Origin of the sequence: Corynebacterium sp. UMB6689 (assembly GCF_030215295.1) — a bacterium.
Lineage (GTDB): Bacteria > Actinomycetota > Actinomycetes > Mycobacteriales > Mycobacteriaceae > Corynebacterium > Corynebacterium aurimucosum.
This window is the reverse complement of the sequence record NZ_JASOLS010000009.1, coordinates 34,863-57,830: the sequence shown is the minus strand read 5'-3', so window position 1 is coordinate 57,830 and position 22,968 is coordinate 34,863. Positions and strand designations below refer to the sequence as shown.

Here is a 22,968-nt window from a genome sequence, read left to right as displayed (position 1 = left end):
CATGACTATCACCGCAGGAACCTACACACTGGACGCAGCACACACCACCATCGGCTTCGTCGCCCGCCACGCCATGATCACCAAGGTGCGTGGCAACTTCACCGAGTTCGAGGGCACCCTGAAGGTGGGAGAGAACATTAACGAGTCCGCAGCTACCGCCACGGTGAAGACCGCGTCCATCGATACCAACAACGCCGACCGCGATGCGCACGTGAAGAACGAGGACTTTTTCGACGTTGAGAAGTTCCCGGAGATGACCTTCACTGCAACCAAGTTCGACGTGAACGAGGCAGGCGAGGGCATGGTCACCGGTGACCTCACCATCAAGGGCACCACCAAGTCCGTTGACTTCAAGGTAGAGGAGACGGGCGTGGCCGAGGATCCCTTCGGTAACACCCGCCTGGGCTTCGCGGCCAAGACCTCCATTAACCGCCTCGACTTCGACATCGACTTCAACGCTCCGCTGAAGACCGGCGGCGTGCTGGTCTCCGAGGAGATCAAGATTGAGCTCGAGGTCTCTGCCATCAAGCAGTAAGCCATCAAGCGCGAAACCTCGCCGTAGGAAGTAGTTCTAAGTTGTTGCCCGTAGTGCCCATTCCGGTACTGCGGGCAACAACTTTTTAACAACTAAAGGCCCAAAACCGAGTAATAAACAACTCTGAAACAACTCCCAAACAACTTGAACAACGCTCTGGACTGCATGTTCTAGATTAATTCTGAGTCAGAAGCTGCCATATTAGCCAATAGTTGTTTATTAGTTGTTGCGGAGTTGTTTGAAACAACTCTGCTACACTACGGGACCATGAGAGAGGACGAACTCGAATTCATCATCCAGGCACTGCGCTCGATTGAAGCCGGCGCAACCGCCGATAGCCTGGAATCCGAAATTCTCGATTTTAAAGAGGATCCCGCCGTCCACCCTCGAAATCGCAATCCAGACGCGTCCCTTGTTGAATTCCTCATCGATGAAGCCGTGTGCTTTTCCAATGCCGATAACGGGAACGCTTTCATTGTGCTTGGAGTCGCAGACAAGAAATCTGGACCAGAGGCATTTACAGGCACCCAACGGGAATTGGACTGGCTCATAAGAAAGATCTTTGAAGGAACACAGCCCAACATCCACATCGAAGCAGAGGAGCTGGAGTGGTGCGGAGCCCGGCTCATCGTCTTACGCGTTCCCCGTGGCATCACGCTGTATCAACGCCCAAAGGGACAGGCGAGCAAGCGAGTTGACACTCGCTGCGTACCACTCACCGAGCATCAACGCCGCGCACTCTTCTTTGAACGCGCCAACCCGGATTACACTGCTCACCCCTCCCGGCGAGGGCTTGAGGAACTCGATATGACGGCCGTCGATCAGGCCCGACACCTCCTAGCCCAAGCGAGGGCAATGTCCGGTTCCCAGGAGCCTGTTCCCGCGACGGCCCGCGAACTCTTGGGAGAATTAGGACTGCTGGATGGCTCACTAAAGCCCACATACGCGGCCGAAATCCTTTTCATGCCTCCGGTATCCCAGCAGGTTACAGTTCGGCACCTCCTCCGTCTTGTCCCTGGCGGTGAGCCGAGAACAACAGAAATCTCTGCGCCCCTCATCACCACATACTTGCGGTTGAAAGAGCTAATTCGAGTCAATGCCCAGCAAGAAGTGGAGCGGATCGCCCTTGCCACGGGTCAAGAAGTATCGATCAAGGCTTTCCCAGACACCGCTGTCGACGAGCTTGTCTCTAATGCCTTAGCCCATCGCGACTGGGACGCATCGGCTGCAGTAGTCATCGACCAATCTCCCATAGCCTTCTCTGTATGGTCTCCCGGTGGTCTTCCCACAGGTGTACAACGCGATCGGGTTCTCACAACACAATCAATTCCCCGAAATCCCCGCCTTATGACGGCGTTAAGGATGCTGGGGTTAGCAGAGGAATCCTCCCGTGGATTCGACCGCATGTGGGCATCCATGCTGTCGAGTGGTCGCCATATTCCGGAACTTCGCGCCGAGGAATCCTTCGTCGAAGTTACTTTGTCCTCTGGGCGCGTTGACACCGCGTTCGTTAAGTCCTTGACCGAACTCAAAGGTGCTTTCGGCGCTGAGCCTTTCGACAGCGTCAATGGTCTCATCATTGCCCGTCACCTTATGGACAACCAGATCCTGCTGTGTCACACTGCTGCCCAACTCATGCAAGTCAGCGAAGATCAGGCTGCAGACACCCTACGGTGGTATGAGAGCCTCGGTTTCGTAGAACAACTACGTGAAGCGCGAGAGTGGATACTTACCACCAAGGCACGATCACTGATGGGGCTTCACATAGAGGGACACATTGCAGCAACGTCCGTTCAGGATTGGATCCTGGCTCAACTCAAAGAAGGAGCTGCGCTGAATACGCGTAAAGTCGCCGAAGAACTGGGAGTAGACCGGGCAATTGTCACAGGAATACTGCGCCACCTAAGAACTATAGGCCAAGCGCGCATCGATCCTGATGGCCCACAGCGCGGCCCCAACACGCGGTGGATTCTTTCATGACCACCCTGTGATACACACCGCAGCGAGGTTTAAGATGTAGCGCATGACTACCGCAAACCTCACCCATGCAGAAGCTTCCGCCCGCAGCGCCGCGCTGCGTTTGAGCACCTACGAGCTGCACCTCGACGTCACGAGTGCGCCAACCGACGCCGACTCTTACGAGGTCACCTCGCGCATTACGTTCACCACCACCGAGCACGAGACCTTCGTGGATTACTTGGGCAAGGCCGTGCATACAGTGCACGTCAACGGCGAGGAGGTGGAGAACACCTTCGACGGCGGACGGGTTTACCTGAGCAACCTTCCAGTGGGGGAGGAGCTCACCGTGGAGATCACCGGCTCCTCCTATTACTCCCGCACTGGCCAGGGTCTGCACCGCATGCACGACCAGGCCGATGACACCACCTACCTCTACTCGCACCTCGAGCCATCTGATGCCCGCCGCATCTTCCCCTGCTTTGACCAACCGGACCTCAAGGCCAGCTACGAGGTGCACCTCACCGGCCCGGAAGGCTGGCAGCTGCTCAGTAACCAACCGGAGGTCAGCCGCGAGAAGACCGAGGGTGGGGAAGTAGCGCACTTTGCCCCGACCCCGCTGCTGTCGACGTACTTGACGGCGTTTTCGGCGGGGCCGTACGTCGAAAAGCACAGCACCTGGACCGCACCCGATGGATCCCTCAGCGTGGAACTGCGCGCCTTCGCCCGCGCCTCCATGGCGGAGTACCTGGATGATGAAATCCTGCAGGTCACCGCACAAGGCATGGACTTCTTCCACAACAACTTTGGCTATCCCTACCCGTGGGGCAAGTATGATTCCATCTTCGTTCCGGAGTACAACCTGGGTGCCATGGAGAACCCCGGCCTCGTAACCTTTACGGAGCATTACCTCTTCCGTTCCGCCGCCACCCGCGCGCAGCATGCCGGGCGCACGAATACGATCCTGCACGAGATGTCGCACATGTGGTTCGGTGACCTAGTCACCCCGCAGTGGTGGGATGACCTGTGGCTCAAGGAGTCCTTCGCGGAGTTCATGGGCGCGGATTCCTCGGTGCACGCCACCGAGTACACCGAGGCGTGGGTCAACTTTGCCGGCCAGCGCAAGAACTGGGCCTACCTGCAGGATCAGCTGCCCACCACGCACCCGATCAAGGCCGAGATCCCGGACGTGGATGCCGCGCGTCAGAACTTCGACGGCATTACGTATGCCAAGGGTGCTGCAGTGCTCAAGCAGCTGGTGCACTACGTGGGCCGGGAGAATTTCTATGCCGGCGCGCGTGACTACTTCCAGGAGCACGCCTTTGCTGCCGCCACCTTCGAGGATCTCCTTAAGGCCCTGAAGAAGCACACCAACCGCGACCTCGACGCTTGGTCCACAGCCTGGCTGCGCACGTGGGGCCCGGATACGCTGACCCCGGAGTTACACGCGGACGGCGATAGGATTCACGAGTTAGCTATCGCTGTCGAGGCGGAGGACACCACGCGCCCGCACCGCCTCAACGTGGCGCTGTTCGATAACTCCCTGAAGAAGTACGCCACCCTCGACGTCGATCTGGAGGGCGAGCGCACTATCCTCGACGAGGCTTCTGGGCTTCAGGCACCGGCGTTGTTGCTGCTGAACGACGGCGACCACACCTACGCCAAGGTCCGCTTCGATGAGACCTCCTTGAAGACCATTCGCGCGCGCTTGTCTGAAGTTCCGGATGAGCTCTCCCGAGCGGTCATCTGGACCTCCCTGTGGAACCTCACCCGCGATGGCGAGTGGCCGGTGCGCTCCTACCTCGACACCGTGCTGAAGCACGCTCCGGCGGAGTCCAACCCGACGCTTCTGACCACGGCCTTTGCCAATGCCCGCTATGCCATCGACCACTTCGTTAGCCAGGAAGAACGCGAGGAGATTCGCTCCGATTATGCCGAGCGGCTGTGGGAGGTGCTGCAAGACGCCCCGGCTGGTTCCGACGCGCAGCTCACCTTCGCCCGAGCCGCCATTCAGGCGCTCGCGGCCACCCCGGAGGAATCCGGCACGCAGCGCCTGCGTGCGCTTTACGACGACTCCCTCGACGGCCTCGCCCTCGACCCGGATATTCGCTGGGCCATCCTCCGCGCCTTGGCCGCCCGCGATGCCATCAGCACCGAGGAGCTGGAGGCTGAGAAGGAGCGCGATAACACGCTCACCGGTGCCGCCGCCTACCTAGGCGCCTCCCACGCCTTCCCATCTGCCGAGCTCAAGCGCGAAGTCTTTGACCTCGTGCGCACGCCGGGCACGTACTCCAACGCGGAGGTGGATTCCCTGCTCGCAGCGTTCAACGCACCGCGCTCAGCCCACCTCACCGAAGCCTTTGCCCAGGAGTATTTCGATTCTCTGGCGAAGCTCTGGACGGAGCATCCCATCGAGATTGCCAACCGCCTCGTGCGCGGTCTTTACCCAGATCTCGCGATGGCCGACGCCGCCACCAGCGAATTCCTGAGCAAAGATCGTCCGCGCGCGCTGCGCCGCGTGCTGCTGGAATGCCAGGATGCACTGCGTCGTGCGTACCGTGTCCGTGCCGTGCAGTAAGCACGGCACGTTAAACGCGGCACGTGAGACGCTTCGCGTAGCGGATAGCAGAATCTTCCCGTAAACTCGCAACCACATCAACGGGGGGACAATCACAAACCATCGGCTTCGGCCGGGGACTGTGTTGACCCACTTGTCATTGCTCAAGTTTCCGGGGGGATTCTTAGTGTCAGCACAGCCGACCGATCGTGAACTCGTCGACGCCTTCATTGGTGGAGATACCAAGGCCTTTTCGGCAATCGTCGAAAAGCACCGCGCGCGCCTGACCGCCATGGCGCGACGCTATACGCGCAACGATGATGATGCGCAGGACATTGTGCAGGAGGCCCTGCTCAAGGCCAGCTGCAACATGGCCTCCTACCGGCACGATGCCACCCTGAGCACGTGGCTGCACCGGCTGGTAATGAACTCCGGCTATGACTTCCTCAACCATCGCTCCAACCGGGAAAACGCCTCCCTCGATGCAGAGATCATTGAGGATGACCGCAACTATGCGCTCGCGCACAACCCCAGCGAAAACCTGGCGGAACGCATCACGGTGGCCCAAGCGATGGAAACCTTGCGCCAAGACCAGCGCGAGGCGCTCTACCTCACCGACGTTGCAGGTTATCCCATCGATACGGTGGCTAAGGTGCAAGGCGTGGCACCTGGCACGGTGAAGTCACGGCGAGCTCGAGCTCGGCAAGTGTTGCGTGCGGCGATAGACTGAGGGCGAGTAGAATCTGAGTCTTACTTAAAAAGAATCGTTTCAAGGGAGTTTTTAGTGACTATCCACGATGTCGCCATCGTCGGCTCCGGCCCTGCCGGCTATACCGCAGCGCTCTACGCAGCACGCGCCGAACTCAATCCCATCGTCTTCGAGGGCTTTGAATACGGTGGCGAACTCATGAACACCACCGAGGTCGAGAACTACCCAGGCTTCCAGAAGGGAATCATGGGCCCTGAGCTTATGGAAGAGATGCGCGCTCAAGCCATCCGCTTCGGTGCCGACCTTCGCATGGAAGTTGTAGATTCCATCGAGCTCGAAGGCGAGGTGAAGAAGCTACACGTGGGCGACGAGGTTTATGAAGCCCGCGCTGTCATCCTCGCTACCGGTGCCGCTCCGCGCTACCTGGGTATTCCGGGCGAATCTGAGCTGACCGGCCGCGGCGTGTCGGCGTGTGCCACCTGCGATGGCTTCTTCTTCAAGGACCACAACATCGCCGTCGTCGGCGGTGGCGATTCCGCCATGGAAGAGGCCACCTTCCTCACCAAGTTCGCCGAGACCGTCACCATTATTCACCGCTCGGAGAACTTCCGCGCCTCCAAGATCATGCTGGAGCGCGCCAAGGAGAACCCAAAGATCAAGTGGCTGACCAACACCACCGTCGAGCGCGTCCTGGAGAAGGACGGCAAGGTCGGTGCCCTCGAAGTCAAGAACGTGCTGACCGGTGAGACCAGCGAGCTGGATGTGACCGCCATGTTCGTAGCCATTGGCCACGACCCGCGCTCCGGCTTCCTCAACGGCCAGGTAGAGACCGATGAGGCTGGCTACGTGGTGGTACAGCAGCCCTCCACTAAGACCTCGCTGCCAGGTGTCTTTGCCTGTGGTGACTTGGTGGATGACCACTACCAGCAGGCCATCACCGCTGCGGGCTCCGGCTGCCGCGCGGCGATTGATGCGGAACATTTCCTCGCTGAGAACCGTTAGTAATCACATGAGCAACATTAAAAACGTCACTACTGATTCCTTCCGCGCTGACGTCGTAGAGGCAGGCAAGCCAGTCGTCGTGGACTTCTGGGCCGAATGGTGTGGTCCGTGTAAGAAGCTGTCCCCGATCCTTGAGGAGGTCGCCGAAGAACTCGGTGAGGACGTCTCCGTAGTCAAGGTCAACGTGGATGAAGAACGCACTTTGGGTGCCATGTTCCAGATCATGTCCATCCCATCTGTGCTGATTTTCAAGGACGGCGAGAAGGTCGATGAGTTCGTTGGCTTGCGTTCCAAGGCCGACATCGTGGCGCAGGTAAAGAAACAGCTCTAACTGGTATTCTTTAACTCGTTGTTGGCGCACTGTAGTGCGCCTCCTTGATCACGAAAGGGGTAGGTGTGAACCGCGTTTTACGTGTAGGTGACCAGAGCGTTCGGGTCGCCGAAGCACGCGCAACCCTTGCCCGCCTCGGCCTGATGACTGACTACCAGGGGACGTTGTCCGACTGGAAGAAGCAAAAGTACTCCGAAGCCGATAAGCACTTTGATAGCGAGCTAGCGGAAGTACTTAAGGCCTTCCAACAATCACGCGGCATTGTGCCCAGCGGCGATATCGATGAACTCACTTTGCGTGAACTGCGCCAAGCCTCCTACACCTTGGGTGCGCGCGTGCTGGCCTATGAGCCTGGCAACGTGCAGGTGGGCGACGATGTCTCCCAGTTGCAGCAACAGCTCCAGGAGCTCGGCTTCTACCAGGAGCGCATCGACGGCAATTTCGGTGCCCGCACCTATGCAGCGCTGGCGGAATACCAATTGAACTCTGGACTGCGCAGTGACGGAATTTGTGGCCCGGAGACCATCAACGCGCTCAACCTACTGGGTCGGCGCATCACCGGCGGATCAGCGCACAACATCCAAGAGCGCGAGCGCGTCCGCAACGCAGGGCCCCAATTGGCCGGCAAGCGCGTTGTCATCGATCCCAGCCTGGGCGGTTTCAACAAGGGCCGTACGGTCAAGGGCCGCTTTGGTGACATCACTGAGGAAGAGATCCTCTGGGATTTGGCCGAGCGAGTTGCTGGCCGCATGATTGCCGCCGGCATGGAGACCATCATCTCCCGCCCGCGTACCGATGATCCCTCTATTCATGATCGCGCCGACATTGCCAATGCCTTTGGCGCTGACTTGGTCATTTCGCTCGCCTGCGACGAGTACCCCACAGAGAAGGCCAATGGCGTAGCCACCTTCTACTTCGGTTCGGAGTCCGGAAACTCCTCGCTCATTGGTGAAACGCTCTCCGGCTTCATCCAACGTGAGATCGTCGCCCGTACCGAACTGGGTAATTGCCGCAACCACGGCCGCACCTGGGCACTGCTGCGCCTGACCCAGATGCCGGTGGTGCAGGTCGTGCTGGGCTACCTAACCAGCCCCAAGGACGTGACTATTCTGGCCAACCCAGATCGCCGCGATGACATCGCCGAGGCCATCGTCGTCTCCGTCAAGCGCCTGTACCTTCTTGACGATGACACTGCCGTCACCGGCACCTACCGCTTCGACGAGCTGCTGCGCGCGGAGCGCTCTTCCTAACGAGCTTAGAGGAACCACCTGTATCTAGGCTAGGGCGCGGGCGAGGAGGTCCTCCACGGCGGCAGCCGTCAGCAGATCGAAAGCTGGGGGCAGCTCGAGTCGCAGGCGCGGGGTAATGGGGTGATCACGCTCCACCCTGAAACCGGCGGATTCCAGCGTTTCCACCGGTAGTAGGCCAATACGGCCGGGCTTAGCCCGCAGGAGATTTTCGGCGGCGCGAGCATCGCGGTAACCAAAGGCCTCAACGGCGCTAGCTTCGCGGGAGGTGAGGTGCATGATGGTGGCATCGAGAAGCACCGCCTCCAGGCCCTTCGCCGCGCGGTGCGATTTCACGAAAAGCGAGGACACCAGCACCGCGTCCTCCGAGACGGGGGAGGTGGGTAGCTTCGCGGCACCGGGGGCAAGATCGGGCGGGCAAAAGAACACTGTGGCCTCATCACCCACGGTAAAACCGCACTCACCACAGCGCAGCAGCGTGGCACTGATCCATGCTTCCTTCTCGAAAACAGGATCAGCGACCGTGGTCTTCAGCTCCCAGAAGATGGATCGAGCCGCCAAGGGGTTGATGGCAACACCTTCCTTGACGGCCTGAACGAGCATGGTCAGCTAGCTGCTTTCCTTACCCTCAATGAGGGCCAGAATACGCTCGAAATCTTCCTGGTCGCCGAATTCGACGACCATCTTGCCTTTGCGCTTGCCCATGGTGACGGTGACCTTGGTGTCGAAGCGATCGGCCAAGCGCTCAGCGGAATCAGTAAAGAATTGCGGCTGCGGGGCGGCAGGTTTCTTGGTTGGCTCGGCCGGCTTACCGTCCCGCTTATACAGGGTGACGGCTTCCTCCGTAGCGCGCACGGACAGGCCCTCGGCCACAATGCGGTTGGCAATGAGCTCCATGGCTTCAGCATCCGGCAGGCCCAGTAGCGCGCGGGCATGGCCACCGGACAAGGTGCCAGCGGCAACGCGCTTCTGCACATTGACCGGCAGCTTGAGCAAGCGGATCATGTTGGTGACTTGAGGGCGGGAGCGGCCGATGCGATCAGCCAGCTCGTTCTGGGTCACGCCGAATTCTTCCAGCAGCTGCTGGTAGGCGTGAGCCTCTTCCAGCGGGTTGAGCTGTACGCGGTGGATATTCTCCAAAAGCGCGTCCCGCAGGAGGTCATCATCCTTGGTATCGCGCACAATGGCCGGGATGGTGGCCAGGCCCGCCTTGGAGGAGGCGCGCCAGCGGCGCTCACCCATGATGAGCTCGAAGCCGCCTTCTTCGGACGGCCGGACCACGACCGGCTGCAACAGCCCAAATTCCTTGATGGAGTGGACCAGCTCCGCTAACTCATCCTCATCGAAGACAGTACGCGGCTGCTTCGGGTTGGGCATGATATCCCCGACGGAGATCTCGCGGTACGTCGCACCAATCACCGAAGGCTTGGCCTGCCGCTTCTTCGAGCCAGAAGACTGCTGGATGGTGGGCGCTCCCTGCACCTTTTTCGGCGCAGATCCGTGAGCCCCGCCTGTCGAAGCGCCAAGGATAATGTCGGCCGCCGAATCCCCCAGGCGCGGTTTGCGGGAGGGCGCACCCGGGCCGGATGGAATGAGCGCGGCTAGGCCCTTGCCTAGGCCGCCCTGGCGCTGCTCCGGCTTCTGCTCTGCCTTCTTATCTGCCACGGTGTCCTATCCTTCCAATTCCGCGAAAATCTCTGGGCTCACGCCAATGGCACCCGTGGTGGGGTGCGGTGTGTAGTCTCCGCGCTTATCCAACTCGCGCGCGGCGGCGGAGTAGGCGCGAGCACCCGTCGACGACGGGTCATAAGCGATAACTGTCTTACCATAGCCCGGCGCCTCCGAAACGCGAACGGAGCGCGGGATAACGTTGCCCAAAACGACGGCGCCGAATTGCTCGCGCACCTCATTGGCCACCTGTTCAGCCAGCTTGGTGCGGGCATCGAACATAGTCAGCAGCACGCCGGAAATGTGAAGGTCCTCGTTGAGGTGCTCCCGAATCATGGAAATATTGCCCAGCAGCTGGCCCACGCCCTCCAAGGCGTAGTACTCACACTGAATGGGAATAATAACTTCTTCTGCACACGTCATCGCATTGATGGTGAGCAGGCCTAGGGAAGGTGGGCAGTCGATAAAGACGTACTCAAAGCCGTGCTCCTCAAGGAAGCCGTTGTGCAGAGCGTCATAGAGGCGGAACTCGCGGCGAACCAGCGAAACCATTTCGATCTCTGCACCGGCGAGGTCGATGGTGGCTGGGATGCAGTAGAGGTTCTCATCATCGGGGGAGTGCTGCATCGCATCCTGCGCGCTGCAGTCCCCCAAAAGGACCTCATAGCTGGATTTAGTGCCGGAGGTATGCTCCGCTCCTACTGCGGTGGAGGCGTTGCCCTGCGGGTCCAAGTCGATCACCAGGACCTTCTTGCCGGCCTCAGCGAGCGCGGCGGCAAGGTTGACGGCGGAGGTGGTTTTACCCACGCCACCTTTCTGGTTCGCGATGGTGATAAGACGAGGATGAGTCATGCCGTCTACTTTAGTTCACGCGCGGGACACGGATAATCGTGGTGCCGTGGATGGTCATGACCTCGGCTTTTCCGCCGCCGGCGCGCTTGATATCAGCAGCATCGCGTTCCAGCTCCTCGTGCACCGAAGAGCCCTTGAGAGCGATCATCTTGCCGCCTTTGCGCACCAGCGGCAGGGACCACTTGGCCAGCTTTCCCAGTGGGGCCACCGCGCGGGAGGTCACGATGTCGGCACTCTTGACTGCCTTCTTCACCGGGCCTTCCTCGGCGCGGCCGCGAATGACGGTGACGTTATCCAGCCCCAGTAGGTCGACGACCTCGTTGAGGTAGGTCGAGCGCTTGAGCAACGGTTCGATGAGGGTGATCTTCAGATCAGGGCGCGCGATAGCGAGCGGGATGCCGGGCAGGCCGGCGCCACTGCCGACGTCGATAAGCGTGGCGCCCTGCGGCATGACTTCGGCGACCACGGCGCAGTTGATGAGATGGCGCTCCCACAGGCGCGGGACCTCGCGGGGACCGATAAAACCACGAGTGGACCCGTCCGTAGCGAGCGAATCGTGGTATTTCTGCGCGAGTGGCAGACGCGATCCGAATACGTCAGACGGGTCCAGTGGCACAGTGTCGGACACAGATTCAGTCACTGTGAAAACTCCTGGGTTAAGTTCTAGTTATTGTTCTTGCGGCGCTGCTTCTTGGAGCGATTGTCCTTCTTGCGTGCGCCCGGCTTCGGAGCAGAGGTGCGCTTGAGCTCAGCCTTGGCGGCTGCCTCTTCTTCTTCCTCGCGGTCCATCTTGGCGTAGACGATGCGGGTCTGGAAGAAGGTCCACACGGTGTTAGCCAGCATGTAGAAGAGAAGGCCGATGGGCCAGATGAAACCGGAGAAGACCAGCATTGCCGGCATAAACCACAGCATCATCTTGTTCATCATGGCCATCTGCTGCTGCATCATCTCCGCATTCTGGCCCTGCGGGGTAGCGGTCTTGCCGGCGGCGCGGCGAGCCTCCTGACGGTTCAGCGTCATGCGGGCGTTGAAGTGCGTCAGCGTCGCAATGATGGCAATGAGCGGCACGATGATGACGGCCGCCTGGGCGGTGGTGGTTTCCTTAACAATTTCCAGCCCCGAGTTGAGGCGCAGGTTGGCCACCAGCGGTACGCCAAAGATCTTCGCGTCCACGAACTGCTTCACCAGCGCGGGTTCGAAGATGTAGTTGGCGATGGAGGCGTTCATCTCCTCCGACATTGCTTCACCCGCCGGGTGGCCAATGCCACCGGCGACGGCAACAGTGCGGTCGAAGGAGCGCAGCACGTGGAACAAACCAATGAACATCGGGATCTGCGCGAACATGGGCAGGCAGCCCGCGACCGGGCGCACGCCAGATTCCTTGTAGATGCGCTGCATCTCCTGCGCCGCCTTGGTCTGGTCATTGGCGTACTTGGTGCGCAGTTCCTGGATTTGCGGCTGGATCTCCTGCATCTTGCGGGAGGAGCGCAACTGCGTGATGGTCGGCTTGACCATGATGGCCTTGAGCGTCCACGTCAGAAGAACGATGGCAATGATCCAGGTTCCGCCCCATGCGGAATCAAGAACGAAGCTCAAGAGCCAATGCCAGAACCACAAGACGGCTGAAATTGGCCAATAGATGAAATTAAGCACGAGAGTTGTTTACCTCAGTTGTTGTTTGGTCGGTACCGGATCAAACCCGCCCGGGTGCCAGGGACCGCACTTGCATAACCTGGCAAGCGCCATGCCCGTCCCCTTGAAGGCTCCATGGATGGAAATGGCTTCGAGGGCATAGGCACTGCACGTCGGTTCAAAACGACAGGTGGAGACCATCTTAAGGCCTGACAAGTGCTTTTGGTAGAAGCGCACCCCGTGAACTAGGACTCTTCCGAAGCCGCGGGCTTCGGGAATCTCCTCACCTTGGGAGTTCAGATATCCCATGTGCGTAGCGCTTTGCGGATATCACGCTCAAGGCGCTCACTGGTGGCATCACCGCTGGCGGGCAAGGCGCGGATAACGATGTCAACGTTGGCGGGCAGCATTGTCCCTTTAACACCATCGCGCATGAGGGACATGCACACATGACGAAGCCGTCGGGAGGTGCGGTGGCGAACCACGGCATTCCCGACGGCCTTCGACACGATGAGACCGAACCGCGGCCCAGTGGCCGCGATGGCGTCTTCACCGTCATTAAAGCGCAAATGCACGACGACAGTGCGCGTGCCCGCCCGGCGCCCGCCCTTGATGGTCCTCCGAAATTGCCTCGGAGACGTGAGCTTGTGCTGGGCTGGAAGCATGAATTAAGCGGTGAGCTTAGCGCGACCCTTCTTGCGACGAGCGGCGACGATAGCGCGGCCTGCGCGGGTGCTCATGCGGGTACGGAAGCCGTGCTTACGGGCACGACGACGGTTGTTCGGCTGGAAGGTACGCTTACCCTTTGCCACGATTAACTCCTTGAAGTTGTTGGTGGATGGCACAGCTTCGCGCCACTGATGGCGGTGGGCTTAAACATCCACTGATGAATGGTGTACGTGGGGATGAGGCCTCGCACTTTAAGCGCCGTGAGGCGTGGCGAGGCATTCCCACATGCAACATGTGCACCATGCACTGTTGCGATAGACCATCACAGGTTACGTGACAGATAGTGCGCGAAACAAATCGACACACTGGGTGTCCCCGAAATTACAAAGATGTTTTTATCCGCAGCTAGAACGCCACTTTTTGCCCACATGCTGCGCGGCAAGCGCCGCCTCCTGCCGTCCACCCACCGCGCTGGGGGCCACCGTGTCAAGCGCGCATAAAAGCGCGTTAGACAGCGCCCTTATAACGCGGTACAACTGAGGAATCTAATTCCACAGTCACCCACAGGATGTGGATAACTCTCAATCATAACTTGAGACTTTTGCTGTTTGCGCAGGTCAACTGCGTTAAGGAGCCAATTCATAGTTATCCACAGCCATGAGATAGGCTGTGGATAAACCACCTATTCACACCTGTGGATAACTTTGTGGAAACCGAGGTTACGCGCTAAAACATCGTGTGGAATCTCCGGTGGAAATCACAAACTTCTTGTGATTTCTCGTTCCGTATCTCTTTCTTATCCATCCGTCCATCCCCGATTCTCACCCAGAGTCACGCAGTAAATATTTGGTTCTCAAGGCCACTTCTTCCCAGAATCAAATAGGTGTGGCCGCCTCTTCGGCAGCACCGCGTGAACTCTAACTACACAGAAGGTAGGCGTTGTGTCCGATCCGCAAGCAGCCCTCCGGGCCAGCTGGAAAGCTGTGGTCAGTGATTTGCTGGCTCAGTCCGAGCAACCAAGCTCGGATGTCCCCAACTTCTCCCATAGCCAGCGCCTCAACCTCCAACTCGTCGAGCCCATCATGATCGGTGATGGCTATGCGTTGATCGCCGCGCCACACGAGAACGCCAAAACTGTCATCGAAACTGAACTAGGGGAATACATCACCCGCGCTCTATCGCAGCACATGGGTCGCCCCTGTTCTTTGGCCGTGACCATTGCGGCACCCCCGCAGCCGGCACCACAGGAAGAGCCTCCAGCACCCGCACCTCAACGCCCTATCCAAACCGAGGCTCCCGAGCACGGCATGGGGCACCAGGCGCAGGCTTTCCAGCAGCCCACACCGCCCGCTCCAACCTCCCAGCCAGAAACACCAAGCCACCATCAGCCGCGCTCATGGGAGACTGCGCATTCCCCAGCCAGCCTCGATGAATTGGCGCAACACTACAGCGAGCAACAAAGCACCGCACCCAGTGGCTACCCCGAAGCAGCCGGGGCACGGATCCCGCGGGAGGAGCCAGCGCACAACCCGAACCGAGAAAAGTCTCTCAATCCGAAGCACACCTTTGAGAACTTCGTCATCGGTTCCTCCAACCGCTTTGCTAACGGCGCCGCCGTGGCCGTCGCGGAAAACCCCGCGCGCGCCTATAACCCACTCTTTATTTGGGGCGGTTCCGGCCTCGGCAAAACGCACCTGCTGCACGCAGCCGGCAACTACGCCCAGGTCCTGCACCCGGGACTGCGCGTGAAATACGTGTCCTCGGAGGAATTCACCAACGACTACATCAACTCCCTGCGTGATGACCGCCAGGAATCCTTCAAGCGCCGCTACCGCAACCTGGACATCCTCATGGTCGATGACATCCAGTTCCTAGAAGGCAAAGAGTCCACCCAGGAGGAGTTCTTCCACACCTTCAATGCGCTGCACCAGGCCAACAAACAGATCATTTTGTCCTCCGACCGTCCACCGAAGCAGCTGACCACACTGGAGGATCGCCTCCGCACGCGCTTCGAGGGCGGATTGATTACGGATATTCAGCCGCCAGACCTAGAGACGCGCATCGCTATCCTCATGAAGAAGGCCTCCGCGGACGGCACAGACGTCGATCGCTCGGTTCTCGAGCTCATCGCCTCTCGCTTTGAATCTTCGATCCGCGAGCTCGAAGGTGCGCTCATCCGCGTCTCTGCCTATTCCTCTCTGGTCAACGAGCCGATCAGTTTGGAGATGGCGGAGATTGCTCTGCACGATCTGGCCCCGGATTCTGCAGATCGCCAAATCACCGCGGCAGCCATCATCGAGGTGACCGCGGATTACTTCAACATCGACGTGGATACCTTGCGCGGTTCTGGTAAGAAACGCGCCGTGGCTCACGCCCGTCAGCTAGCGATGTATCTGTGTCGCGAACTCACTGAGCTCTCCCTGCCAAAGATTGGTGACCAGTTCGGCGGCAAGGACCACACCACCGTCATCTATGCGGACCGCAAAATCCGTAAGGAGATGACTGAGAACCGGAATACCTACGACGAGATCCAGGCGCTGACCCAGCGCGTGAAGAACCACAACCAGCGTTAGCACCACGCAACGCTTGGCGACGCCCCTCCCACCTTCCCCGCAGCAACCTCCCCCGCGGGTGTGGGCAGGGGCGTCTTTGCGATCCGCCAAAAAGTTATCCACACCGTTATTCACAGCTGTGTAATTCCATTGTTGTAATTTGTAGATCCTTGTCACATTTTCTTCTTCCACAGCAGATCAGAGGGCACATCGCCCTTGTGGTTAACCCTGTGATCAGCAGGGATAGATCTGGGGATGGATTGTGGATAACTTTGACCCCGACCCAGTTACTCACATTTCTTGTCATTTGATCACAGTGATCCCACACCCTGACTCACAGATCGATTCGCGGCTCAGAGCTTGGCTTTTGCTAGGTTGTCCACAGATCCCACAGCGCTTATTACTACTCCTATTTTGTTTTCTCCCTAACTAAGAAGAAAAAGGATGTGTGTGATTCGTTGGCGCCCGGCCTGACCGCACGCCCTCATCGAGAAGCACAGACGGTAAATGACAAAATCCTGTGCTTCGGCGCCGATCCTGTAAGTTGGAGTGAGCTTGCAAGAATCTTCCATCCGCAACTAGAGGAGCGTCTCACCACCATGGAGCAGTCCGTGTCATTTCGCGTTGCCAAAGATGACCTCGCCAACGCCGTAGCGTGGGTCGCGCGCAGCCTTCCCTCGAAGGTCACCCAGCCGGTACTGCGCGCCATGCTGATCACTGCGGATGACAATGGTTTGGAATTCACCGGCTTCGACTACGAAGTCTCCACCCGTGTGCGTATCGCCGGCATGGTGGATGAGCCGGGACGCATCGCCGTGGCCGGTAAGTTGCTTTCTGACATCGTTGCTTCCTTGCCCAACAAGGAAATCGAGATGACCCAGGAAGACAACAAAGTTCTGTTGACCTGTGGTTCCTCCCGTTTCGAGCTGCCGCTCATTCCGCTGGATGATTACCCTCAGCTCCCTGTCCTGCCAGAGGTCACCGGCACCATTAACCCGCAACTCTTCGTGGAGGCCATCAGCCAGGTCGTTGCGGCTGCCGGCAAGGATGACACCCTGCCGATGCTCACAGGTGTGCACATCGACATCAATGGTTCCCACGTGGAAATGACGGCTACGGACCGTTTCCGCCTGGCCATGCGCACCTTCGAGTGGGAGCCGGTATCTCCTGGTGTCCAGGCCAAGCTCCTCGTCCCGGCCAAGACGCTGCAGGAGACTGGCCGCTCCTTGGACACGCACCTCAACATCCCGGTAGAAATTGCCGTGGGCACTGGTGACAACATCGCTGCGGAAGGCCTTTTTGGCCTGCATGCGGATAACCGCGAGACCACGACCCGCATGTTGGACGCGGATTTCCCCAACGTGGCACCGCTGCTGCCCAAGACCCACAGCGCCATGGCCAGCATTGAGGTTGCTCCGCTCCAGGAAGCGATTCGCCGCGTCTCGCTGTTGACGGATCGCAACGCTCAGATCCGCATGGAGTTCAGCGAAGGTGAGGTGACCTTGGCGGCCGGTGCGGACTCTGGTCGCGCAAGCGAGACCTTGCCGTGCGCCTTCAACGGCCGTGAGGATTTTGTTATTGCCTTCAACCCGTCCTACCTCAAGGATGGTTTGGCTGTGGTTCACACGGACCGCGTGGTCTTTGGCTTCACCGAACCTTCGCGCCCGGCAATCATGATTCCGGAACCGGAAGAGCTGCCGGTAGCCAACGAAGACGGCTCTTTCCCGACCCCGGAGACTGATTTCACCTACCTCTTGATGCCAGTGCGCTTGCCAGGCTAGGCCATATGTATATTCGCGATCTCGATGTCAGGGACTTCCGCTCCTGGCCCGAGCTCACCCTCAGGCTGAAACCGGGAATTACCTTGTTTGTCGGCCGCAACGGTTTCGGCAAGACCAATATCGTCGAGGCCATCGGGTATACCGCGCATCTATCCTCACACCGTGTGGCCCACGATGCCCCCCTCGTGCGCCAGGGCGCACACAATGCTCGTATCTCTGCCACGGCGGTGAACCAGGGCAGAGAGCTCACTGCGCACCTACTGATCAAACCCCACGCGGCCAACCAGGCGCAGATCAACCGTACGCGCCTGAAATCCCCGCGTGAGCTACTAGGCGTGGTGAAAACCGTGTTGTTTTCCCCCGAGGATTTATCGCTCGTACGCGGCGAACCGGCAGCGCGCCGCCAGTATCTGGATGACATCATTGCCTCGCGCACGCCGCGTTTGGCTGGTGTGAAGGCCGATTATGACAAGGTGCTCAAGCAGCGGAATGCGTTGTTGAAGTCGGCGTCGCCAAGCTTGCGCCGCGGCTACAGCGACAGTGATGGTGCCTCGGCGCTGGCGACTCTCGACGTGTGGGATACACAGCTGTCTTCCCTCGGCGCGCAGGTGATTCAGGCACGCCTTGCGCTTGTCGACGAACTCCGCGAGCTCATCCCCGCCGCCTATGCCGGGCTTGCCCCGGAATCGCGGCCGGCGAATATTGAGTACAAGTCCACGGTGGATATTTCTGATCCTGAGGTCATCGAGGCCATGATGCTCACCGAACTCGCTAGCAAGCGCCAGCGCGAGATCGAACGCGGTATCTCGCTTGTTGGCCCGCACCGCGATGACCTGCTGCTTAATCTAGGAGCGAGCCCTGCCAAGGGCTTTGCCAGCCACGGCGAGACCTGGTCCTATGCCATCTCCCTGCGGTTGGCGGAGTTCAACTTGTTGCGCCAGGACGGCACTGATCCGATCCTCATCCTCGATGATGTCTTCGCTGAGCTGGACGCCAAACGCCGCGAAAAGCTCGTTCACCTCGCGGCAGGTGCGGAACAGGTGCTCATCACCGCAGCTGTGGATGAGGATCTGCCCGGCAACTTGCAGCCCATCGAACGTTTTACGGTCACGGTCTGCGATACCGATGAGGGCCGAATCTCCGAGATCGCTCCGTATACGGCGGGCGGTGACGAGGATGACTGAACAAGACTTTGATCCGGTTAAGGCGCTTTTTGAGCGCACGCGGAACAATTCCCAAAATCCGCCGAAGCTCAATAAGCCGGCGCCCAAAATGAACTTAGCCCAGACATCTTCAGAGAAGCAGCCAAAGCCCTATCAGCGTGGTCGGCCGAGCGGTCCCGATGGCCGTCGCAGGCGACGGAGCCTCGAGATCCCTAGCCTCGGCGCGCAGATCCAACGAGAGATTGGCAAGCGCGGCTGGGAACACGAATTGGCCCATGGCTGGGTCATGGGCAATTGGGAAAACCTCGTCGGCGAGCGCATTGCTGCGCATACGCAACCGCTCAACATCAAAGAGCAGGTTGTCTACGTGGCGTGTGATTCCTCCAGCTGGGCTACCGAGTTGCGCTACCTGCAGCGCCCCATCTTGCAAAAAATTGCGGATCGCCTGGGCCCAGACGTGGTGGTTAAGCTGCACATTCAGGGTCCTAAGCAGCACCGGAATTACGAGGGCCGCCAATGGGTCAAGCCGCAAGGTTCGCAAGATACCTACGGCTGATTTTCGGCGACCGCGAAATTCACGCAAATTTGGGGCTCTCACGGGCGTGCAGTGCCCTTGCGTGGGGGGACACAGTGTAGAATGGCTAGAGTCTTAGATTTAGCTCTAGCCAAAAGGAGAACACGAATCCGTGGCTGAACAACACGCATATGATGCGGGGTCAATCACAATTCTGGAGGGCCTCGAGGCCGTCCGTAAGCGCCCCGGTATGTACATCGGCTCCACCGGTGCCCGTGGCCTGCACCACCTGATTTGGGAGATCGTTGACAACTCCGTCGATGAGGCGATGGCAGGTTATGCCGACAAGGTCATCGTCACCCTCCGTGAGGATGGCGGCATCGAGGTCATCGATAACGGCCGTGGTATCCCGGTGGAGATGCACGCCTCTGGTGTTCCCACCGTCCAGGTGGTCATGACCCAGCTGCATGCCGGCGGTAAGTTCGACTCTGAATCTTATGCCGTGTCCGGTGGTCTGCACGGCGTGGGTATCTCCGTGGTCAACGCTTTGTCCACCCGTGTGGAGGCGGACATCAAGCGCGATGGCAAGCACTGGTACCAGAACTTCAACAATGCCATCCCCGATGAGCTTGTCGAAGGCGATAATGCTCGCGGCACCGGAACCACCATTCGCTTCTGGCCGGACCCGGAAATTTTCGAAACCGTCGAGTTTAACTACGACACCATCGCCCGCCGCCTGCAGGAGATGGCCTTCCTGAACAAGGGCCTGACCATTGTGCTGCGTGACGAGCGCGCTATCTCCAAAGAGCAGGCCGAGCTAGAGGAGATCGCCGAAGCCGGCGACTCCGCCGTGAGCCTGAGCTCCCTCGATGAGAAGGAAAAGTCTGACAAGGACGGCGAGGATAGCGAGGAGAAGACTTCCAAGAAGAACAAGGAAGTTATTTACCACTATCCGAACGGCCTGCAGGACTATGTTGAGCACCTCAACAAGACCAAGACCGCCATTCACCCCACCATCGTTGCCTTCGACGTCAAGGGTGAGGACCACGAGGTCGAAATCGCACTGCAGTGGAACCAGGGCTACAAGGAATCCGTCCACACCTTTGCCAACACCATCAACACCCATGAGGGTGGTACGCACGAGGAAGGCTTCCGCGCTGCGCTGACCTCCCTGATGAACCGCTACGCCAAGGAGCACAAGCTCCTCAAGGAAAAGGATGGCAACCTTTCCGGCGATGACTGCCGTGAAGGCCTTGCTGCCGTTATTTCCGTCAAGGTGGCGGACCCACAGTTCGAGGGTCAGACCAAGACCAAGCTTGGTAACTCGGAAATTCGTGGCTTTGTCCAGCGTTCCGTCAATGAGCACCTCAATGATTGGTTCGACGCCAACCCGGCTGAGGCAAAGGTCATCATCAATAAGGCCGTGTCCTCCGCGCACGCCCGTGTGGCCGCACGCAAGGCTCGTGAGCTCGTGCGCCGTAAGTCTGCCGGTGACCTCGGCGGCCTGCCGGGCAAGCTAGCGGATTGCCGCTCCAAGGACTCGAAGCGCACTGAACTTTATATCGTGGAGGGTGACTCCGCAGGCGGTTCCGCTAAGGGCGGCCGCGATTCCATGTTCCAGGCCATCCTGCCGCTGCGCGGCAAGATCCTCAACGTGGAAAAAGCCCGCATGGACAAGGTTCTGAAGAACGCTGAGGTCCAGGCCATCATTACCGCCCTAGGCACCGGTATCCACGAAGAGTTCGATATTTCCAAGCTGCGCTACGACAAGATTGTGCTCATGGCCGATGCTGACGTGGACGGCCAGCACATCGCCACGCTTCTGTTGACTCTGCTCTTCCGTTTCATGCCGCAGCTGGTGGAGGATGGCCACGTCTTCCTGGCTAATCCGCCGCTGTACAAGTTGAAGTGGGCGAAGGGCCAGCCGGGCTACGCCTTCTCCGATGCCGAGCGCGACGAGCAGCTCGCCGAGGGCTTGGAGCAGGGCCGAAAGATCAACAAGGATGACGGTATCCAGCGCTACAAGGGTCTGGGTGAGATGAACGCCGCCGAGCTGTGGGAGACCACCCTGGATCCGACCACCCGCGTGCTCCGTCGCGTGGACTTGGAGGATGCACAGCGCGCCGACGAGCTCTTCTCTATCCTCATGGGTGATGACGTTTCTGCTCGCCGATCCTTCATTACCCGCCGAGCGAAGGACGTGCGCTTCCTAGACGTCTAAGCACTAGGTAAAACCCGCAAAGACCAGCACCTCATATGAGGTGCTGGTCTTTTTTCTTCGTCAAGTGCGTGCTCTTAGACAGTGCCCATGTGGCGCTGCAGAACGCGGCCGATGGTCGCAACATTGGGCTCCAAGATGGAGGAGGCTTTGCCGCGCAGGGACTTGTAGGTGCGAGCGATGCCAGGCGCATTAACGTCTTCAGCGGCTTTGTCCGCAGTAGTCATGATGACCTCTGTAACTTCAGCGCTGCGTCCGTCCAGGTAGGTGCCGAAGTCAGACTGCTCAGAGCCTTCGAATTCCTTCCAGTAGGAATCCAGGCTGTTGAGCAGCTCCGGGAGCATCTGGTTGATTCCCTTGGATAAGACCTTAGAATCTGCCTTCTTTGCGGCGGCTAGAGCGCCCTTGAAGGCCATTCCGGAAATGCCGGAAAGCGAAGAGACGGTGTCATCGGCGGCCGTGGCCAAGTCCGCCACCACGGCGTTGCGGGTAGGGGATTGGAGAAGCTGGGTGAGGTTTGTCATACAGGCGAGCTTACTGTGCCGGTGCGCTGGATCCTGCCTTGAGCGCGGCGAGCTGGTCAGCAATCTCCGGGAAACCATTGGTGCGGGCAAGGCGCTCGAGGTCAAAGTCGAGGCCACCTTCGTAGAGGCGGTTGTTCTCGGAAGAACCGGAGGAGCCGGCCATCCCGATTTGGGCGGCAAACTCGTCCACCTGGGCGCGCAGTGCCGGGACATTATCCACTACCAACTTGAGCAGTGCTGCTGCGGCGGCGATGCTACCGCCGATGATGAGCGTCATGTCGATCGGCGTGGAACCGGTCAGGGAGGAGCCTGCTTCGCCCTGCTGGAAGTTGGGGTTCTTGTTGTTTTGCCAGTCATTGTCAGCAGTCTTAGCACCCGCAGCCGGCGTCGCGGCAGTGGCGAGGGTGGTAGCCACGACACCAGCGGCTAGAAACTTCTTCAAAGACTTCGAAGGCATAGGGGATTCCTTTCTACAAGGGAATAGAGACTTCTTTATCATGTTTAACCTACATAACTTCTGCAACAGAAAGATAGACCTCCGTGCAAAATCGCGCGAATTCTTCGTTCCTTCCACTCAGAGCGGGGACCGCGCGCAAGACTGTTTCTAGTGATTCTGCCGCCGCAGAGCGGCTGCCATGAACGGAAATTCCCTCAATGGTGGCCGTGCTCGCAGCCGCCGCGGCGGCCAGGGCGGCAAAGTTTATAACCCGCACCCGATAGGCCTGGCAGAACTCCCGCGCGACGAGGAGCAGCTGTTCTGCGCTCATTGACGCCCTCCCCGAGCTTGGCGGATCTCCGCTTCTAATTCTGAACGTCCAGGCAGCAGCCGGCGCGCGGTGTCCTGCACGGCAGCATCCGAGAGGGTTCGCGCAGCCGCCGCAACTACGGCTCGCACCACCGCTTCATGTTTGGAGGTGCCTTGCGCGGAAGCCAACAAGGTCAGCGCATGGTCTTGGTCCGGGGTCAGGCGCAGCGTCATAGCCATAGAGGACATGGTATCACCGTGATACCACAGCTGTGCCACAAACGGCCTTAGACGGTCCTAGAAGGTAGGATAG

General features: G+C 59.3%; 24 protein-coding genes. 12 read left to right on the top strand and 12 right to left on the bottom strand.

What is annotated here, in order from left to right:
• Window position 1: 1 nt before the first annotated feature.
• From QP363_RS06725 to QP363_RS06695, 7 genes are all read left to right on the top strand, one after another.
• The gene (locus tag QP363_RS06725; RefSeq protein WP_070444547.1) at window positions 2-535 is read left to right on the top strand and encodes a YceI family protein; all 534 of its coding nucleotides are present in this window, start codon (window positions 2-4) and stop codon (window positions 533-535) included.
• Between the two features lie 267 nt (window positions 536-802).
• Window positions 803-2,515 (top strand): ATP-binding protein, encoded by a 1,713-nt coding sequence (locus tag QP363_RS06720; protein ID WP_070731418.1) that lies wholly within the window; start codon window positions 803-805, stop codon window positions 2,513-2,515.
• Between the two features lie 43 nt (window positions 2,516-2,558).
• Entirely contained in the window at window positions 2,559-5,069 is a 2,511-nt protein-coding gene (pepN, locus tag QP363_RS06715) for an aminopeptidase N (protein WP_284763594.1), read from the top strand.
• 166 nt (window positions 5,070-5,235) lie between these two features.
• A complete protein-coding gene (locus QP363_RS06710) occupies window positions 5,236-5,778 on the top strand; it encodes a sigma-70 family RNA polymerase sigma factor (protein WP_010188059.1) in 543 nt (180 codons plus the stop codon).
• A gap of 54 nt (window positions 5,779-5,832) precedes the next feature.
• Window positions 5,833-6,759, top strand: coding sequence for a thioredoxin-disulfide reductase (gene trxB / locus QP363_RS06705; RefSeq protein WP_284763591.1), 927 nt, complete (start codon window positions 5,833-5,835; stop codon window positions 6,757-6,759).
• Between the two features lie 7 nt (window positions 6,760-6,766).
• Entirely contained in the window at window positions 6,767-7,090 is a 324-nt protein-coding gene (gene trxA / locus QP363_RS06700; RefSeq protein WP_070444541.1) for a thioredoxin, read from the top strand.
• 65 nt (window positions 7,091-7,155) lie between these two features.
• Window positions 7,156-8,340 carry an N-acetylmuramoyl-L-alanine amidase gene (locus tag QP363_RS06695; protein WP_070444539.1) on the top strand — a complete coding sequence of 395 codons (1,185 nt, stop codon included), beginning with the start codon at window positions 7,156-7,158 and terminating at the stop codon, window positions 8,338-8,340.
• A gap of 24 nt (window positions 8,341-8,364) precedes the next feature.
• Here the strand turns inward: QP363_RS06695 and QP363_RS06690 are convergent, their stop codons facing one another.
• The 8 genes from QP363_RS06690 to rpmH are packed head-to-tail and all read right to left on the bottom strand — an operon-like array spanning window position 8,365 to window position 13,301.
• Window positions 8,365-8,940, bottom strand: coding sequence for a hypothetical protein (locus QP363_RS06690; RefSeq protein ID WP_070444537.1), 576 nt, complete (start codon window positions 8,938-8,940; stop codon window positions 8,365-8,367).
• A gap of 6 nt (window positions 8,941-8,946) precedes the next feature.
• Complete coding sequence (locus QP363_RS06685) at window positions 8,947-10,002, bottom strand: ParB/RepB/Spo0J family partition protein (protein WP_284763589.1); 1,056 nt, start codon at window positions 10,000-10,002, stop codon at window positions 8,947-8,949.
• 6 nt (window positions 10,003-10,008) lie between these two features.
• Window positions 10,009-10,857: a ParA family protein gene (locus tag QP363_RS06680; RefSeq protein ID WP_284763588.1), complete on the bottom strand. Its 849-nt coding sequence runs from the start codon at window positions 10,855-10,857 to the stop codon at window positions 10,009-10,011.
• A 10-nt stretch (window positions 10,858-10,867) separates the two neighbouring features.
• The gene (gene rsmG, locus QP363_RS06675) at window positions 10,868-11,497 is read right to left on the bottom strand and encodes a 16S rRNA (guanine(527)-N(7))-methyltransferase RsmG (protein ID WP_284763586.1); all 630 of its coding nucleotides are present in this window, start codon (window positions 11,495-11,497) and stop codon (window positions 10,868-10,870) included.
• A gap of 23 nt (window positions 11,498-11,520) precedes the next feature.
• Window positions 11,521-12,510, bottom strand: a complete 990-nt coding sequence (gene yidC, locus QP363_RS06670) for a membrane protein insertase YidC (RefSeq protein WP_284763584.1) — start codon at window positions 12,508-12,510, stop codon at window positions 11,521-11,523.
• 9 nt (window positions 12,511-12,519) lie between these two features.
• Complete coding sequence (gene yidD, locus QP363_RS06665; RefSeq protein ID WP_070444526.1) at window positions 12,520-12,798, bottom strand: membrane protein insertion efficiency factor YidD; 279 nt, start codon at window positions 12,796-12,798, stop codon at window positions 12,520-12,522.
• The gene (rnpA, locus tag QP363_RS06660; RefSeq protein WP_070444524.1) at window positions 12,786-13,154 is read right to left on the bottom strand and encodes a ribonuclease P protein component; all 369 of its coding nucleotides are present in this window, start codon (window positions 13,152-13,154) and stop codon (window positions 12,786-12,788) included. The genes yidD and rnpA overlap by 13 nt, the downstream gene beginning before the upstream one ends.
• Before the next feature lie 3 nt (window positions 13,155-13,157).
• Complete coding sequence (rpmH, locus tag QP363_RS06655; protein ID WP_003847033.1) at window positions 13,158-13,301, bottom strand: 50S ribosomal protein L34; 144 nt, start codon at window positions 13,299-13,301, stop codon at window positions 13,158-13,160.
• 798 nt (window positions 13,302-14,099) lie between these two features.
• Here rpmH and dnaA point away from each other — a divergent pair.
• The 5 genes from dnaA (at window position 14,100) to gyrB (ending at window position 21,389) form a co-directional block, all read left to right on the top strand.
• Complete coding sequence (gene dnaA / locus QP363_RS06650; protein ID WP_070444522.1) at window positions 14,100-15,731, top strand: chromosomal replication initiator protein DnaA; 1,632 nt, start codon at window positions 14,100-14,102, stop codon at window positions 15,729-15,731.
• 578 nt (window positions 15,732-16,309) lie between these two features.
• Window positions 16,310-17,491, top strand: a complete 1,182-nt coding sequence (gene dnaN / locus QP363_RS06645; protein ID WP_070645132.1) for a DNA polymerase III subunit beta — start codon at window positions 16,310-16,312, stop codon at window positions 17,489-17,491.
• A 5-nt stretch (window positions 17,492-17,496) separates the two neighbouring features.
• Window positions 17,497-18,675, top strand: a complete 1,179-nt coding sequence (gene recF / locus QP363_RS06640) for a DNA replication/repair protein RecF (protein WP_070444518.1) — start codon at window positions 17,497-17,499, stop codon at window positions 18,673-18,675.
• Window positions 18,668-19,210: a DciA family protein gene (locus QP363_RS06635; RefSeq protein WP_070645129.1), complete on the top strand. Its 543-nt coding sequence runs from the start codon at window positions 18,668-18,670 to the stop codon at window positions 19,208-19,210. Before recF ends, QP363_RS06635 begins: the two co-directional genes overlap by 8 nt.
• 130 nt (window positions 19,211-19,340) lie before the next feature.
• Window positions 19,341-21,389 (top strand): DNA topoisomerase (ATP-hydrolyzing) subunit B, encoded by a 2,049-nt coding sequence (gyrB, locus tag QP363_RS06630; RefSeq protein WP_070512880.1) that lies wholly within the window; start codon window positions 19,341-19,343, stop codon window positions 21,387-21,389.
• A gap of 74 nt (window positions 21,390-21,463) precedes the next feature.
• On the opposite strand, the gene QP363_RS06625 is transcribed toward gyrB, so the two are convergent.
• Genes QP363_RS06625 through QP363_RS06610 form a run of 4 tightly spaced genes read right to left on the bottom strand, consistent with a single transcriptional unit; the run spans window position 21,464 to window position 22,895 of the window.
• A complete protein-coding gene (locus tag QP363_RS06625) occupies window positions 21,464-21,910 on the bottom strand; it encodes a hypothetical protein (protein ID WP_070444512.1) in 447 nt (148 codons plus the stop codon).
• Between the two features lie 10 nt (window positions 21,911-21,920).
• Entirely contained in the window at window positions 21,921-22,367 is a 447-nt protein-coding gene (locus QP363_RS06620; RefSeq protein WP_070444510.1) for a hypothetical protein, read from the bottom strand.
• 49 nt (window positions 22,368-22,416) lie between these two features.
• Complete coding sequence (locus QP363_RS06615) at window positions 22,417-22,677, bottom strand: cell filamentation protein Fic (RefSeq protein ID WP_070444508.1); 261 nt, start codon at window positions 22,675-22,677, stop codon at window positions 22,417-22,419.
• A complete protein-coding gene (locus tag QP363_RS06610; protein WP_070645234.1) occupies window positions 22,674-22,895 on the bottom strand; it encodes a CopG family transcriptional regulator in 222 nt (73 codons plus the stop codon). The genes QP363_RS06615 and QP363_RS06610 overlap by 4 nt, the downstream gene beginning before the upstream one ends.
• Window positions 22,896-22,968: the final 73 nt, after the last annotated feature.

Coding starts and splice junctions, on each gene's coding strand:
- QP363_RS06725 (WP_070444547.1), top strand. CDS start 2: ATGACTATCACCGCAGGAACCTACACACTGGACGCAGCACACACCACC.
- QP363_RS06720 (WP_070731418.1), top strand. CDS start 803: ATGAGAGAGGACGAACTCGAATTCATCATCCAGGCACTGCGCTCGATT.
- pepN (WP_284763594.1), top strand. CDS start 2,559: ATGACTACCGCAAACCTCACCCATGCAGAAGCTTCCGCCCGCAGCGCC.
- trxA (WP_070444541.1), top strand. CDS start 6,767: ATGAGCAACATTAAAAACGTCACTACTGATTCCTTCCGCGCTGACGTC.
- QP363_RS06690 (WP_070444537.1), bottom strand. CDS start 8,940: ATGCTCGTTCAGGCCGTCAAGGAAGGTGTTGCCATCAACCCCTTGGCG.
- QP363_RS06680 (WP_284763588.1), bottom strand. CDS start 10,857: ATGACTCATCCTCGTCTTATCACCATCGCGAACCAGAAAGGTGGCGTG.
- yidD (WP_070444526.1), bottom strand. CDS start 12,798: ATGGGATATCTGAACTCCCAAGGTGAGGAGATTCCCGAAGCCCGCGGC.
- rnpA (WP_070444524.1), bottom strand. CDS start 13,154: ATGCTTCCAGCCCAGCACAAGCTCACGTCTCCGAGGCAATTTCGGAGG.
- dnaN (WP_070645132.1), top strand. CDS start 16,310: ATGGAGCAGTCCGTGTCATTTCGCGTTGCCAAAGATGACCTCGCCAAC.
- recF (WP_070444518.1), top strand. CDS start 17,497: ATGTATATTCGCGATCTCGATGTCAGGGACTTCCGCTCCTGGCCCGAG.
- QP363_RS06635 (WP_070645129.1), top strand. CDS start 18,668: ATGACTGAACAAGACTTTGATCCGGTTAAGGCGCTTTTTGAGCGCACG.
- QP363_RS06625 (WP_070444512.1), bottom strand. CDS start 21,910: ATGACAAACCTCACCCAGCTTCTCCAATCCCCTACCCGCAACGCCGTG.
- QP363_RS06620 (WP_070444510.1), bottom strand. CDS start 22,367: ATGCCTTCGAAGTCTTTGAAGAAGTTTCTAGCCGCTGGTGTCGTGGCT.
- QP363_RS06615 (WP_070444508.1), bottom strand. CDS start 22,677: ATGAGCGCAGAACAGCTGCTCCTCGTCGCGCGGGAGTTCTGCCAGGCC.
- QP363_RS06610 (WP_070645234.1), bottom strand. CDS start 22,895: ATGGCTATGACGCTGCGCCTGACCCCGGACCAAGACCATGCGCTGACC.